The organism is Streptomyces sp. NPDC050988, assembly GCF_044456225.1.
In the GTDB taxonomy this organism is placed as follows: domain Bacteria; phylum Actinomycetota; class Actinomycetes; order Streptomycetales; family Streptomycetaceae; genus Streptomyces.
Window position 1 is genome coordinate 14,385 of the sequence record NZ_JBITFQ010000011.1, and the last position, 13,555, is coordinate 27,939.

The window sequence follows — 13,555 nt, forward strand, 5'->3', positions numbered from 1 at the left end:
GCCACTTACCCTGGACCTGTGCCAAAGACGAAAAAGGCAAAGGCCGACAAGTCGGCAGTGTCCGCCAAGTCCGCCAAGGGTTCGCCCAAGTCCAAGAAGTCCCCGGCCGTCCCGAAGCAGGGTGACGAGAAGGGGCTCGACTTCGCGCGTGCGTGGGTGGAGTTCCCGGATCCGGCCGACGACGAGCAGATCTTCCGCTGCGATCTGACATGGCTGACCTCTCGCTGGAACTGCATCTTCGGAAGCGGCTGCCAGGGCATCCAGGCGGGCCGCGCGGACGACGGGTGCTGCACGCTGGGTGCCCATTTCTCGGACGAGGACGACGAGAAGCGCGTCGCCGGACATGTGGCGAGGCTCACGCCGGAGATGTGGCAGAACCACGAGGTGGGGACGGAGACCGGCTGGGTCTCGAAGGACGAGGACGGCGACCGGCAGACCCGGCCGTACCAGGGCTCGTGCATCTTCCAGAACCGGCCCGGCTTCGCGGGCGGCGCGGGCTGCTCGCTGCACATCCTGGCCGTCAAGGAGGGCCGCGAGCCCCTGGAGACCAAGCCGGACGTCTGCTGGCAGCTCCCAGTCCGGCGTACGTACGAGTGGATCGACCGGCCCGACGACACCCGGGTGCTCCAGGTCTCGATCGGTGAGTACGACCGCCGCGGCTGGGGTCCTGGCGGCCACGACCTGCACTGGTGGTGCACCTCGGCGACCTCGGCACACGGCGCGGGCGACCCGGTCTACGTCTCGTACCGGCCCGAACTGATCGAACTGATGGGCAAGTCCGGCTACGACCGCCTGGTCGAGCTGTGCGAGGAGCGCCTGGCGTCCCAGCTGCCGTTGCTGGCTCCGCACCCGGCGGACCCGGTCGGCCGCTGAGGAGCGGACGCCCCGTAAGGGGCAGCGCCCCGTAAGGGGCAGCGCCCCGTAAGGGGCAGCGCCCCGTAAGGGGCAGCGCCCCGTAAGGGGCAGCGCCCCGTAAGGGGCGCGGGGAACTGCGCGACCAGCCCACAACCACCCGCGGTCGACGACTCCACCCGCGGGAGCGTTCAACCCTCCGACGGACTCGGGGCACCACTGTCACCGGGGCCACCACCAGGCGGCGTAGAACCTCCGGAGGACTCCGGCGGAGGTTCCGGCTCCGGATCCGACGGAGCCGTGTCGCTGGGCGTCGGCTCGGGATCGGGACTGGACGGCGGCGGATCGCTCGGCGTCGGCGTCGGCTCCGGGTCGGGCCCCGGCCGGGTCGGACCGGGATCGGTCGGTGCCGGCGTCGGCGGATCCGGACGGGGCCCGGGATGCGTCGGGCTCGGACCCGCCGTCCCGTAGCCGTCGATCGTGACCACCGCGCCCGCGGGTGCGACCGACACGCTCGCGCTCCAGGGACCGATCGGCTCGCGCAGATGATCGACGTACACCTTGATCGTCAGCGACTCGCCCGGCTCCAGCGTTCCGGACGACTGACTGAGGTAGAGCCAGGACGCCCCGGTGTGCGCGGACCAGCGGACCGCCGAACTCCCCGACGCGCTGAGGGTGATCAGTGTCGTGTCGCCGCTGGAACCGGCCTCTACGGAGAGGCCGGTTTTCTGTTGCCCCGAGGCCACGCCGATGACTTCCACGGAGACGTCGGCCGAGTCACGGCCCGGGGTGAAGCGGGGGTCGGGCCTGGTACTGGCGTTGCCGGCGTTCTCGTAGCCGGGTGACTCGCCGCCGAGTCCGTCGGGGCCGTGCGCCTCGTTCGCGGTGACCGGGCGGCCGTCCGTTCCCTCGCCGGTGAGGGGCGCGCCGCGGTAGGCCGCCCACAGGGCCAGTACGGGGGCCGCCACGACGGTGGCGACGACCGTGGTGGTGACGGCACGCGCGCGGAAGCGGTCACGGCGGGCCGCGCGGTCCTTGGGGTCCATCGGGAAACCGCGCCGGTCGAAGCGCGGACCGCCGCCCCGCGCGCGTGGGACGTGCGTCATGGCCCGGTGGAGGGCCGCGCGCGGGGCTTCGAGTACGGGCAGCGCGGCGGGCGTGACGCTGGTGCCGGGCCAGGAGCCGGGGACCGCGCGCTCCGCCGTACGGCGACAGCGCGGGCAGTCGTCGACGTGCCGGACCAGTTCGCGGCGCAGGGCCGTGCTGAGGACGAGGTGGTTGTCGCCCGTGAGCCGGCTGACTCCCGCACAGGTGCCGGTCTCGACGACGGCGAGGGCCGCGCGCGTGCGCTCGACCTCGCAGGCGGCCGTCGCGAGGAGTTCGCGGGCGGCGGCCAGGTCCATGCCGAGGACGGCGGCCACCTCGTGGGCGGCGAGCTGGTGCCGTACGGCCAGTTCGAGGGCCTCACGCTGTTCGGGCGTCGTACCGGCGGCCTCCGGCCAGGCCAGCAGGGCGAGTTCACGCCGCCGACGGTCCTCCTCCGCGGCGGCGAGGAGGTCGGCGGTCCGGTCCGAGGTCCGATCGGAGGCGCGCTCGGCCGCCCGGTCGGACGTCTGGCCGCCGGGGCGATCGGCAACCGCGGCAGCCGCGGCGGCGCGGTGGACTCCGGCGTACGCGCCTTGGGGACGGCCGTCGGCGTGCGCGCCCTGGGGGCGGCCGGAGGCGTGTGCGCCCTCGGATCGTCCCAGCGCATGGGCGCCATGACGTTTCTGCTTGGCCTCGGCGAGCTTGCGCAGGCACGACCAGCGGGCGAGGGCGTACAGCCAGGCCCTGCGGTCGTCGGGCGCGTCCGGGCCGCGCTGGCCGCGGCGCTCGGCGAGCGCGAGAACGTCGCCGAGGGCGGCGGTCGCCGTGTCGTGGTCGCACAGCACGGACAGGCAGTAGGTGAACAGACCGTCCAGGTACGGCTCGTAGCGCGGAGGCGGGCACTGTGCCAGCGTGCGCGCCGCCGCCCGGTCGCGCGCCTCGCGGTGCGCCCGGTGTGCGCTGGTGGTGCGGGTCGAGGTCTCGGGACTGCGGCTCATCACCCGTGCGACCGTAGGGGCCGGGCGGTGGCCCCTTCTTCCTGCTTGCGCACATTTAATCCGTACGGGTGAAACGATCCCTCATAAGGGGACAGGAACCCTGAATTCCGTGGCGTGTCCCTGACGAGCCGTGGCTGGTTTGCGAAGGGTGCCCGGTTATCGGCATCGGGCGCGGAACGGACCGGCACCGCGCTGTCAGTGGGGGCGGTTACGGTTCGTGTCATGGCTGCCCGTACGAAGACCGCGAAGGACCGGCCGTCCTACCGCTGCACCGAGTGCGGCTGGCAGGCGGCCAAGTGGCTCGGTCGCTGCCCCGAATGCCAGGCATGGGGGACGATCGACGAGTACGGCGCGCCCGCGGTGCGTACGACGGCCCCCGGCCGGGTCACCACGTCCGCGCTGCCCATCGGCCAGGTCGACGGCCGGCAGGCGACCGCCCGCTCGACCGGCGTGCCCGAGCTGGACCGGGTGCTCGGCGGCGGGCTCGTACCGGGCGCGGTCGTGCTGGTGGCGGGCGAGCCGGGTGTCGGCAAGTCCACGCTGCTGCTGGACGTGGCGGCGAAGGCGGCGAGTGACGAACATCGCACGCTCTACATCACGGGCGAGGAGTCGGCGAGCCAGGTCCGGCTGCGCGCCGACCGCATCAAGGCGATCGACGACCATCTGTATCTGGCGGCGGAGACCGATCTGGCCGCGGTCCTCGGCCACTTGGACGCTGTGAAGCCGTCCCTGCTCATCGTCGACTCCGTACAGACGGTGGCCTCTCCGGAGATCGACGGCGCCCCCGGAGGCATGTCCCAGGTCCGTGAGGTGGCCGGCGCGCTGATCCGTGCCTCCAAGGAGCGCGGCATGGCCACCCTGCTGGTGGGCCATGTCACCAAGGACGGCGCCATCGCGGGACCGCGCCTCCTGGAGCACCTCGTGGACGTCGTCCTGAGCTTCGAGGGCGACCGGCACGCGCGCCTTCGGCTCGTACGAGGCGTCAAGAACCGTTACGGGACGACGGACGAGGTCGGCTGCTTCGAGCTGCACGACGAGGGCATCACGGGCCTGACCGACCCGAGCGGTCTGTTCCTGACCCGGCGTGCCGAGCCCGTTCCCGGCACCTGTCTGACCGTCACCCTTGAAGGCCGCCGCCCCCTGGTGGCCGAGGTCCAGGCGCTCACCGTGGACACCCAGATCCCCACCCCGAGGCGTACGACCTCCGGTCTGGAGACCTCCCGGGTCCAGATGATGCTCGCCGTCCTGGAGCAGCGCGGCCGGATCAGCGCCATCGGGAAGCGGGACATCTACACCGCGACGGTCGGCGGTGTGAAGCTCACCGAGCCGGCCGCGGACCTCGCGATCGCGCTCGCGCTGGCCAGCGCCGCGAGTGACACCCCGCTGCCCAAGAACCTCGTCGCGATCGGCGAAGTGGGCCTCGCGGGCGAGGTCAGACGGGTCACGGGCGTCCAGCGCAGACTTGCCGAAGCCCATCGGCTGGGCTTCACCCACGCCCTTGTTCCGGGCGATCCGGGCAAGATCCCTCCCGGCATGAAGGTCCTGGAAGTCGGCGACATGGGGGACGCGCTGAGGGTCCTCCCGAGGTCGCGTCGGCGAGAGGCCCCACGGGACGAGGAAGAGCGCCGGTAGACTTTGCCCAGGTCTCGCCCGTCCGTACGAACTCAGGGCGCCCCCAGACACCTGCGACCGGAGGAGTGCAGTGGCAGCCAACGACCGGGCAGCAGTTCCCGGCAAGTCCGGCGGGAGTTCCGGTGCCGATGGCCTGATGCGCACCTCACTCAGCGCCGTGGCACCCGGCACAGGGCTCCGTGACGGCCTGGAGCGAATTCTCCGCGGCAACACCGGCGGGCTCATCGTGCTCGGCTGGGACAAGACCGTCGAGGCGATGTGCAGCGGCGGTTTCGTGCTGGACGTCGAGTTCACGGCGACCCGGCTGCGCGAGCTGTGCAAGCTCGACGGCGGCATCATCGTCGACAAGGACATCACCAAGATCCTGCGGGCCGGTGTGCAGCTGGTGCCCGACCCCACCATCGCGACGGAGGAGACGGGCACCCGGCACCGCACGGCGGACCGGGTGAGCAAGCAGGTCGGCTTCCCCGTCGTCTCCGTCTCCCAGTCCATGCGGCTGATCGCGCTGTACGTGGACGGGCAGCGGCGGGTCCTGGAGGACTCGGCCGCGATCCTCTCCCGCGCGAACCAGGCGCTGGCCACGCTGGAGCGGTACAAGCTCCGCCTCGATGAGGTCGCCGGCACGTTGTCGGCCCTCGAGATCGAGGACCTGGTCACCGTCCGGGACGTCTCGGCTGTGGCCCAGCGGCTGGAGATGGTGCGCCGGATCGCGACCGAGATCGCCGAGTACGTGGTCGAGTTGGGCACGGACGGGCGGTTGCTCGCGCTTCAGCTGGACGAGTTGATCGCCGGGGTCGAGCCCGAGCGGGAGCTTGTCGTGCGGGACTATGTGCCCGAGCCGACCGCCAAGCGATCGCGGACAGTCGACGAGGCGTTGTTCGAGCTCGACGCGCTCACGCATGCGGAGCTTCTTGAACTGCCCACGGTGGCTCGGGCGTTGGGGTACACGGGGTCGCCCGAGGCGCTCGACTCCGCGGTTTCGCCCCGCGGGTTCCGGTTGCTGGCGAAGGTGCCGCGGTTGCCGGGGGCCATTATCGACAGGCTGGTCGAGCACTTCGGGGGGCTGCAGAAGCTGCTCGCTGCCAGCGTGGATGATCTGCAGACTGTGGATGGGGTGGGGGAGGCTCGGGCCCGTAGTGTGCGGGAGGGGCTTTCTCGGTTGGCTGAGTCTTCGATTCTTGAGCGGTACGTGTAGCCCCGTCCGGCGGTTTGGCGGGGTGTGCGTTGGTGGTTGGGTGCGGGTTGGTGGGGGCTGGTCGCGCAGTTCCTCGCGCCCCTTAAAGACTGCGCCGTTCCCCGCGCCCCTGGGTGGGTGGGGGCTGATGTCGTGATGTGCGTGCCGCGTCATGGGGGCTGAGCGCGCAGTTCCCCGCGCCCCTTAAAGACTGCGCCGTTCCCCGCGCCCCTAGAAGATGGCGCTGTTCCTCGCGCCCCTTTCGGGGCGCTCCTGTGGGGGGCTCGTCAGTCCTTCTTCAGGACGAATGATGTCTGGGTCTTTGTGAAGCCTGGGGCCTTGGCCTCTACCAAGTAGGTTCCGGCTGTTGCTGTGATGGCCGGTGGGGTGGCGCATTCGGGGGCGCTGGACTTGCGGTTCCACTGGATGGTGTGGGTGACGCGGTCGTTTGCCGGGATGCGGTAGAGGATGCTCGCGGCGCCTGTCGGGCAGTCGGCCGAGGACCAGATCTCGTCGTCGCTGTCCGCCTGGGTGATGGTCAGGACCGCGCTCTTGGGGCCGAGATCGAGCTTGCAGTCGCTGCCGGAGGAGTTTCTGGCGATCAGTTCGAAGGTGGGCTTCTCACCGGGCGCGTACGCGTTGTTGACGCTGCGCAGGGTCAACTTCACTGCGCCGGTGGTGCAGTCGGGCAGGCTGGAACCGGCCGGGAGCGTGTCACCGGAGCCTCCGCCGCCCGCGCCGTCGTCCACACTGCCACCGCCCGAGGTGGATCCCCCAGCTCCCCCGGCGGTGGAACCGTCCGAGTCCCCGGAGCCCGCCGAACCGCCGGAGCCGTCGTCGCTTCCGTCGTCCGACTCGTCGCGCCCGCCCGGGGCTTGGCTGATCGCGGGGTCGGAGCCGGAGGGGCCCGGTGTGATCGAGGCGGTGGGGTTCTTGCCGTTGGACCCGTCGGCGTCGTTCTTGCCGCCGCCCCCGCCGCCCGAGGTCACCACCCACGTGACCAGCAGCGCCAACACCGCGACCACGGACACGAGAACGGCCCTCCGTCGCCAGTAGATGGAGGAGGGAAGCGGCCCGACCGGATTGCGCATAGATCCCACGGCGCAAACTGTACGAGAGATCCGGGAGTTCACCGTCCCCACCCGCCGCTCAGACCATCATCTTTTACAGATCATCGTCCCGGAGACGCCCTGTAAGGGGCGGGACAACGGCCCAACCTTCAGGGGCGCGGGGAACTGCGCAGTCTTTAGGGGCGCGAGGAACTGCGCGCTCAGCCCCCATGACGCGGCACGCACACCACAACACCAGCCCCCACCCACCCAGGGGCGCGGGGAACGGCGCAATCTTTTAGGGGCGCGGGGAACTGCGCACCCAGCCCTCACCCACCCGCACCGACAACACGACGCAACCCCCAGCCAAACCGTCGGAGACGTCACCGCATGGGAGGATCGGGGTGCCATGACTGCGCCCACGAAACCCGCATCCCACGCCCAGGCCGACGCGCAAGAAACCGTCGGCGACAACCTGCACGCCCCTGTCATCGACTGGTTCGAGGACAACGCGCGCGACCTGCCATGGCGGCGGGCCGACGCGGGACCGTGGGGAGTGATGGTCAGCGAGTTCATGCTGCAGCAGACGCCGGTGAGCCGGGTGCTGCCGGTGTACGAGCAGTGGCTCGCCCGCTGGCCGCGCCCCGCGGACCTCGCCGAGGACGCGCCGGGCGAGGCCGTCCGCGCCTGGGGCCGCCTCGGCTATCCGCGCCGCGCGCTGCGGCTGCACGGCGCCGCGGTCGCCATAACGGAGCGCCACGGCGGCGACGTACCCACGGAGCACGCCCAGTTGCTCGCGCTGCCCGGCATCGGCGAGTACACGGCGGCCGCGGTGGCCTCGTTCGCGTACGGGCAGCGGCACGCCGTGCTCGACACGAACGTGCGGCGTGTGTTCGCGCGGGCCGTCACCGGCGTCCAGTACCCGCCGAACGCCACAACCGCCGCCGAACGCAAGCTCGCCCGCGCCCTGTTGCCCGACGACGAGCACACGGCCTCGCTCTGGGCCGCCGCGTCCATGGAGCTGGGCGCGCTCGTCTGCACGGCGAAGAACGAGAGTTGCGTGCGGTGCCCGATCGCGGCCCAGTGCGCGTGGCGGCTGGGAGGCAAGCCCGCGCACGAGGGGCCGCCGCGGCGCGGACAGACGTACGCGGGCACGGACCGGCAGGTGCGCGGCCGGCTGCTCGCCGTGCTGCGCGAGGCGGTCGCGCCGGTCCCGCAGTCGGTCCTGGACCGGGTGTGGGACGAGCCGGTCCAGCGCGCCCGGGCCCTGGACGGGCTGGTCGCCGACGGACTCGTCGAGCCCCTCGCGGGCGGTCTGTACCGGCTCCCGCTGAGCTGACTCACAGGTTCCACCGGGGTCAGTGACAGTTCGTCTTGACAACTCCCGGCAGGCAAAACGCCCCATACCCGCCCCAGTCGTCACCTCGCTTTACCCATCCCCTACTTCCGTTACACAACCGACGGACAGCCGAGCGCTTCCCGCAGGCTCGTTCGGACAGCCCCGTGACAACCGCTCCGTAACTTCATTGCCGTACCGCGGACCAGCGGTACGGCAGGCAACGGACAACCGGCAGCACACAGGTCGGAAACGGGGATGGAGGCGGTTGGAATGGCGCATGGCGAGGTGCTCGAGTTCGAAGAGTACGTACGCACCCGGCAGGACGCGCTGCTGCGCAGCGCACGCCGCCTGGTCCCCGACCCGGTCGACGCCCAGGACCTCCTGCAGACCGCGCTGGTCCGCACGTACGGCCGCTGGGACGGCATCGCCGACAAGCGTCTCGCCGACGCCTATCTGCGCCGCGTCATGATCAACACACGTACGGAGTGGTGGCGGGCCCGCAAGCTGGAGGAGGTCCCCACCGAGCAGCTGCCGGACGCGAGCGTGGACGACTCCACCGAGCAGCACGCCGACCGCGCGCTCCTGATGGACATCATGAAGGTTCTCGCTCCGAAGCAACGCAGTGTCGTCGTGCTGCGACACTGGGAGCAGATGTCCACGGAGGAGACCGCCGCCGCCCTCGGTATGTCGGCCGGCACGGTCAAGAGCACACTGCACCGGGCGCTCGCCCGGCTCCGCGAGGAGCTGGAGCGCCGGGCGTCCGACGAACACGACGGGCTCGGCGCGGGTGTGCCGGAGCGTGAGGAGCGGGAGCGTTGCGCGGCCTAGGCACGACGGTTCCACGGCCCGGCAGGGCCTTGAAGGCGGTGATCACGGCGGTGGCCGTGCTCGCCGCCCTCGGCCTTTTGGTGTCCGCCTGCGGTACGGGCGGCACCGGCGCCCGGGACGAGGGCCCCGCCTCCGACTCGGTGAGCGCCAGCGCCGTGCAGGAGGCCGGCACGCCCTCGGCCTCCCCGACCAAAGAACGCGCGGACGCGATCAGGCTCGTCCGGGCCGACCCGGGTGTCAGCGCGGCGGTCAAGCGCGACCTGAAGCCCTGCTTCGGCGACGAGTACCCGGTCGACGTGTCGTACGGAAACCTCACCGGCGGGACCGAGGACGACGTCCTGGTCAACGTGATGACCTGCGGCGACGCGGTCGGCGTCGGCTCGTACGTGTACCGCGAGGACGGTGACGCGTACAAGAATGTCTTCCGGGCCGAGGAGCCTCCGGTCTACGCGGAGATCGACCGGGGCGACCTCGTGGTCACCCAGCAGGTGTACGGGAAGGGCGATTCGCTGGAGTATCCGTCCGGCGAGGAGGTCATCACGTACCGCTGGACGGCGAACCGCTTCGCGGAGCGGGCCCGGACGACGAACGACTACAGCAAGGTGGTGGGCGGCGAGACGCCGGTCCCGACCGAGAACTAGACCGGCCGCCTCCGCAGCCGACCCGACCGACCGAGAAACTGAGAGCACCGGATGGCAGAGCAGACCCACGTCCTGTTCGTCGAGGACGACGACGTCATCCGCGAGGCCACCCAACTCGCGCTGGAGCGCGACGGCTTCGTGGTGACCGCGATGCCCGACGGCCTGTCGGGTCTTGAGGCGTTCCGCACCGACCGCCCCGACATCGCGCTGCTCGACGTGATGGTGCCGGGGCTCGACGGTGTGTCGCTGTGCCGTCGGATCCGGGACGAGTCGACCGTGCCGGTGATCATGCTGTCGGCCCGCGCCGACTCGATCGACGTCGTCCTGGGCCTTGAGGCGGGCGCCGACGACTATGTGACGAAGCCCTTCGACGGGGCCGTCCTGGTCGCGCGGATCCGTGCCGTGCTGCGGCGGTTCGGGCACGCGAGCGGGCCGCGGTCCGCCGGCGAGTCCGAGGGCGGCTCGTCCGTCCCCGCCGGTGGCGTGCTGTCCTTCGGTGACGGTGACGGCGAGCTGGAGATCGACACCGTGGGCATGGAGGTGCGCAGGGGCGGTACGCCGGTGGCGCTGACGCCCACCGAGATGCGGCTGCTCCTGGAGTTCTCGTCGGCGCCCGGCACGGTCCTGTCCCGCGACAAGCTCCTGGAGCGGGTGTGGGACTACGGCTGGGGCGGCGACACCCGCGTCGTGGACGTCCATGTGCAGCGGCTGCGTACGAAGATCGGCCAGGACCGGATCGAGACGGTCCGCGGCTTCGGCTACAAGCTCAAGGGATGAGGTGCCCGGTGCTGCCCAGAGGGCTGCGGATCGGGCTGCGCTGGAAGCTGAGTGCGGCGATCGCGCTGGTCAGCGCGCTGGTGGCGCTGGTGCTCAGCATCGTCGTGCACAACGCCGCCTGGGTCACCATGCTGGACAACGCCCGCGATGTGCAGGACGAGCGGCTGCAGATCGCGGCGCGGTACTACGACACCTCCAGCGGGGCGGCCCGGCTGGGCACCAGGGTGAACGATCCGGGCATACCCCAGGAGCTGCTGCGCAAGGTCGAGGCCGGCCGGCGGGCCACCTTCGTGCAGGACAACGACGACGGGGTGCCCGACATCTGGGCGGCCATGCCGATGCGGGACGGCCGGACCCTGTCGCTGCACACCCGTTTCACGGACCGCAGCGCCAACGTCATGGCGGACCTCGACCAGGCCCTGCTCATCGGGTCGATCGCGGTCATCTTCGGCGGCTGCGCCCTCGGCGTGCTGGTCGGCGGCCAGCTCTCGGGCCGCCTCCGCAAGGCGGCGAGCGCCGCGAACCTGGTCGCGCAGCGGCAGAGCGATGTGCGGGTGCGGGACGCCATCGGCGGTGTCGTACGGGACGAGACCGACGACCTCGCGCACGCGGTGGACGCCATGGCGGACGCGCTGAAGCAGCGGTACGAGGCCGAGCGGCGGGTCACCGCGGACATCGCGCACGAGTTGCGTACGCCGGTGACCGGGCTGCTCACCGCGGCCGAACTGCTGCCGCCGGGGCGGCCGTCCGAGCTGGTCAGGGACCGGGCCCAGGCGATGCGCACGCTCGTCGAGGATGTGCTGGAGGTGGCTCGGCTCGACGGGGCGTCCGAGCGGGCCGAGTTGCAGGACATCAACCTCGGCGAGTTCATCAGTCGGCGGGTCGCCTCGACGCATCCGGACATCGAGGTGCGGGTGGTGCACGAGTCGTTGGTCACCACGGATCCGCGTCGTCTGGAGCGGGTTGTCTTCAACCTCATCGCCAATGCCGCCAAGCACGGCAAGCCGCCCATCGAGATCTCCGTCGAGGGGCGGGTCATCCGGGTCCGCGATCACGGGCCCGGCTTCCCGGCCGATCTCCTGGCGGAGGGCCCGAGCCGCTTCCGTACGGGCAGCAGCGACCGGGCCGGGCACGGTCACGGGCTCGGCCTCACCATCGCGGCGGGGCAGGCCCGGGTGCTCGGCGCGCGGCTGACGTTCCGCAACGTGGGGCTCGACGTGGGGCCCGGGCCGGTCGAGGGGGCGGTCGCTGTGCTGTGGCTGCCGGAACACGCTCCGACGAGCACGGGAAGCTTCCCGATGCTTCCTTAGCACCTGCGGGTCGTGTGTGGCTGGTCGCGCAGTTCCCCGCGCCCCTGGGTTGTGGGGCTGAGCGTTGTGGTGTGCGTGCCGCGCCGTGGGGGCTGAGCGCGCAGTTCCCCGCGCCCCTGAAGACAAAGGCCAGGGCTACCGCCCCGGCCTTTGGCCTTGAGGGGGCGGTAGCCCTTGCTTTTAAGGGGCGCGGGGAACTGCGCGACCAGCCCCCACCGGGCCCGCAGCCAACACACAACGCAAGCCCTGCCATCAACGGATACTCAGACCGTCTCGGTCGGCGTCGGTGCCGAGCCGCCCCTCAGCGGGACCTCCTTCACGAACACCGCCGCGACAAGGGCGACGACCGCCACCACCGCTCCGAGGAGGAACGCCGAGTGCGTACCGGCGGACACAGCGTGCTGGTACGCCTCGCGCGCAGCGACCGGCAGCTTCGCGAGGCTTGCCGCGTCCAGTTGGGCGGACTGCTCGGTGACCTTCGAGCCCAGCGCCCCGGCCCGCTCGGCCATCACGTCCTGGACGCGGTTGTTGAAGAGCGCGCCCATGATCGCGACCCCGAAGGACGACCCGAGCGTACGGAACAGGGTGGTCGTGGAGGACGCGACGCCCATGTCCTTCATCTCGACGCTGTTCTGCGACACCAGCATGGTGATCTGCATCAGGCAGCCCATCCCCGCACCGACCACGGCCATGTAGACCCCGGACGTCAGTCGCGACGTATCCGTGTCCATGAGCGACAGCAGGTACAGCCCGACGGCCATCAGCGCACTGCCCACGATCGGGAAGGCCTTGTAGTGCCCCGTGTTGGTGGTGACCCGCCCGGCGACCATCGAGGTGACGAGCATCGCGCCGAGCATCGGCAGCAGCAGCAACCCGGAGTTGGTCGCGGACGCGCCCTGTACGGACTGCTGGTAGAGCGGCAGGAACAGCACCGCGCCGAACATCACGAACCCGGCGATGAAGCCGATGACGGACATCAGCGAGAAGTTGCCGCTCCGGAAGATGTGCAGCGGCACGACCGGCGCGGCGGCCTTGGTCTGCCAGAACAGGAACCCGACGAGCGACGCGACCCCGATCCCGACCAGCTCCATGATCATGGCGGAGCCCCAGGCGTACTCGGTCCCGCCCCAGGTGGTGACCAGCACGATCGCGGTGATGCCCACGGTGAGCAGCCCGGCCCCGAGGTAGTCGATCCGCGCCTGCGCCCGCTTCCTGGGCAGATGCAGTACGGCACTGATGGCGATCAGCGCGACGACACCGAGCGGCAGGTTGATGTAGAAGGACCAGCGCCAGCCCCAGTGGTCGGTGATGGTGCCGCCGACCAGCGGTCCGCCGATCATGGCGAGGGCCATCACGCCGGCCATCATGCCCTGGTACTTGCCGCGTTCCCGCGGCGGAATCAGGTCCCCGATAATCGCCATGACGCCGACCATCAGACCGCCGGCGCCGAGTCCCTGGATCGCCCGGAACCCGATGAGCTGCCCCATGTCCTGGGCCATTCCGCTCAGCGCCGACCCGATCAGGAAGAGCACGATCGAGGTCATGAAGACGCCCTTGCGCCCGTACATGTCGCCGAGCTTGCCCCAGATCGGGGTGGAGGCGGCGGTCGCGAGCGTGTAGGCCGTGACGACCCACGACAGGTGTTCGAGCCCGCCCAGCTCCCCCACGATGGTCGGCATGGCAGTGCCGACGATCATGTTGTCGAGCATCGCGAGGAGCATCGCGATCATCAGCGCGAGCAGGACGACCCGTACGCTCCTGGGCTGCTTGCCCCCGACCTCGGCCGTCCCCTGTTCCGCTCCTGGTTCCGCCCCCGCTTCCGCCACTGCCTCGGCTGCGTCAGCCGCCTTGGTGTCCGCCACTGTCCCC

General features: G+C 71.0%; 11 protein-coding genes. 8 read left to right on the forward strand and 3 right to left on the reverse strand.

Annotated elements, in window-relative coordinates; all coding sequences use genetic code 11:
* Nucleotides 1-18 precede the first annotated feature (18 nt).
* Complete coding sequence (locus tag ACIBEI_RS23805) at nucleotides 19-873, forward strand: hypothetical protein (protein ID WP_398891987.1); 855 nt, start codon at nucleotides 19-21, stop codon at nucleotides 871-873.
* 170 nt (nucleotides 874-1,043) lie between these two features.
* Here the strand turns inward: ACIBEI_RS23805 and ACIBEI_RS23810 are convergent, their stop codons facing one another.
* Nucleotides 1,044-2,936, reverse strand: a complete 1,893-nt coding sequence (locus tag ACIBEI_RS23810) for a hypothetical protein (protein WP_398891989.1) — start codon at nucleotides 2,934-2,936, stop codon at nucleotides 1,044-1,046.
* Nucleotides 2,937-3,158: 222 nt separating this feature from the next.
* Here ACIBEI_RS23810 and radA point away from each other — a divergent pair, with 222 nt between their 5' ends.
* Nucleotides 3,159-4,568 (forward strand): DNA repair protein RadA, encoded by a 1,410-nt coding sequence (gene radA / locus ACIBEI_RS23815; RefSeq protein WP_398891991.1) that lies wholly within the window; start codon nucleotides 3,159-3,161, stop codon nucleotides 4,566-4,568.
* A 70-nt stretch (nucleotides 4,569-4,638) separates the two neighbouring features.
* The gene (gene disA, locus ACIBEI_RS23820; protein WP_398891993.1) at nucleotides 4,639-5,763 is read left to right on the forward strand and encodes a DNA integrity scanning diadenylate cyclase DisA; all 1,125 of its coding nucleotides are present in this window, start codon (nucleotides 4,639-4,641) and stop codon (nucleotides 5,761-5,763) included.
* 266 nt (nucleotides 5,764-6,029) lie between these two features.
* Here the strand turns inward: disA and ACIBEI_RS23825 are convergent, their stop codons facing one another.
* Complete coding sequence (locus ACIBEI_RS23825; RefSeq protein WP_398891995.1) at nucleotides 6,030-6,842, reverse strand: hypothetical protein; 813 nt, start codon at nucleotides 6,840-6,842, stop codon at nucleotides 6,030-6,032.
* Between the two features lie 358 nt (nucleotides 6,843-7,200).
* On the opposite strand from ACIBEI_RS23825, the gene ACIBEI_RS23830 reads away from it, so the two are divergent.
* The 5 genes from ACIBEI_RS23830 (at nucleotide 7,201) to cseC (ending at nucleotide 11,686) form a co-directional block, all read left to right on the forward strand.
* Nucleotides 7,201-8,130: an A/G-specific adenine glycosylase gene (locus ACIBEI_RS23830; RefSeq protein WP_398891997.1), complete on the forward strand. Its 930-nt coding sequence runs from the start codon at nucleotides 7,201-7,203 to the stop codon at nucleotides 8,128-8,130.
* Nucleotides 8,131-8,400: 270 nt separating this feature from the next.
* Nucleotides 8,401-8,958: a SigE family RNA polymerase sigma factor gene (locus ACIBEI_RS23835; RefSeq protein WP_269651889.1), complete on the forward strand. Its 558-nt coding sequence runs from the start codon at nucleotides 8,401-8,403 to the stop codon at nucleotides 8,956-8,958.
* Nucleotides 8,946-9,599 carry a hypothetical protein gene (locus ACIBEI_RS23840; protein WP_398891999.1) on the forward strand — a complete coding sequence of 218 codons (654 nt, stop codon included), beginning with the start codon at nucleotides 8,946-8,948 and terminating at the stop codon, nucleotides 9,597-9,599. The genes ACIBEI_RS23835 and ACIBEI_RS23840 overlap by 13 nt, the downstream gene beginning before the upstream one ends.
* A gap of 51 nt (nucleotides 9,600-9,650) precedes the next feature.
* The gene (gene cseB, locus ACIBEI_RS23845; protein ID WP_398892001.1) at nucleotides 9,651-10,376 is read left to right on the forward strand and encodes a two-component system response regulator CseB; all 726 of its coding nucleotides are present in this window, start codon (nucleotides 9,651-9,653) and stop codon (nucleotides 10,374-10,376) included.
* Nucleotides 10,265-11,686 (forward strand): two-component system sensor histidine kinase CseC, encoded by a 1,422-nt coding sequence (cseC, locus tag ACIBEI_RS23850; protein ID WP_398892397.1) that lies wholly within the window; start codon nucleotides 10,265-10,267, stop codon nucleotides 11,684-11,686. The genes cseB and cseC overlap by 112 nt, the downstream gene beginning before the upstream one ends.
* 263 nt (nucleotides 11,687-11,949) lie before the next feature.
* On the opposite strand, the gene ACIBEI_RS23855 is transcribed toward cseC, so the two are convergent.
* Entirely contained in the window at nucleotides 11,950-13,512 is a 1,563-nt protein-coding gene (locus ACIBEI_RS23855) for an MDR family MFS transporter (RefSeq protein WP_398892399.1), read from the reverse strand.
* Between the last annotated feature and the right edge of the window lie 43 nt (nucleotides 13,513-13,555).

Bases quoted from the DNA above. Each gene is read 5' to 3' on its own strand.
- ACIBEI_RS23810 (WP_398891989.1), bottom strand. From the start codon at position 2,936: ATGAGCCGCAGTCCCGAGACCTCGACCCGCACCACCAGCGCACACCGG.
- radA (WP_398891991.1), top strand. From the start codon at position 3,159: ATGGCTGCCCGTACGAAGACCGCGAAGGACCGGCCGTCCTACCGCTGC.
- ACIBEI_RS23830 (WP_398891997.1), top strand. From the start codon at position 7,201: ATGACTGCGCCCACGAAACCCGCATCCCACGCCCAGGCCGACGCGCAA.
- ACIBEI_RS23835 (WP_269651889.1), top strand. From the start codon at position 8,401: ATGGCGCATGGCGAGGTGCTCGAGTTCGAAGAGTACGTACGCACCCGG.
- cseB (WP_398892001.1), top strand. From the start codon at position 9,651: ATGGCAGAGCAGACCCACGTCCTGTTCGTCGAGGACGACGACGTCATC.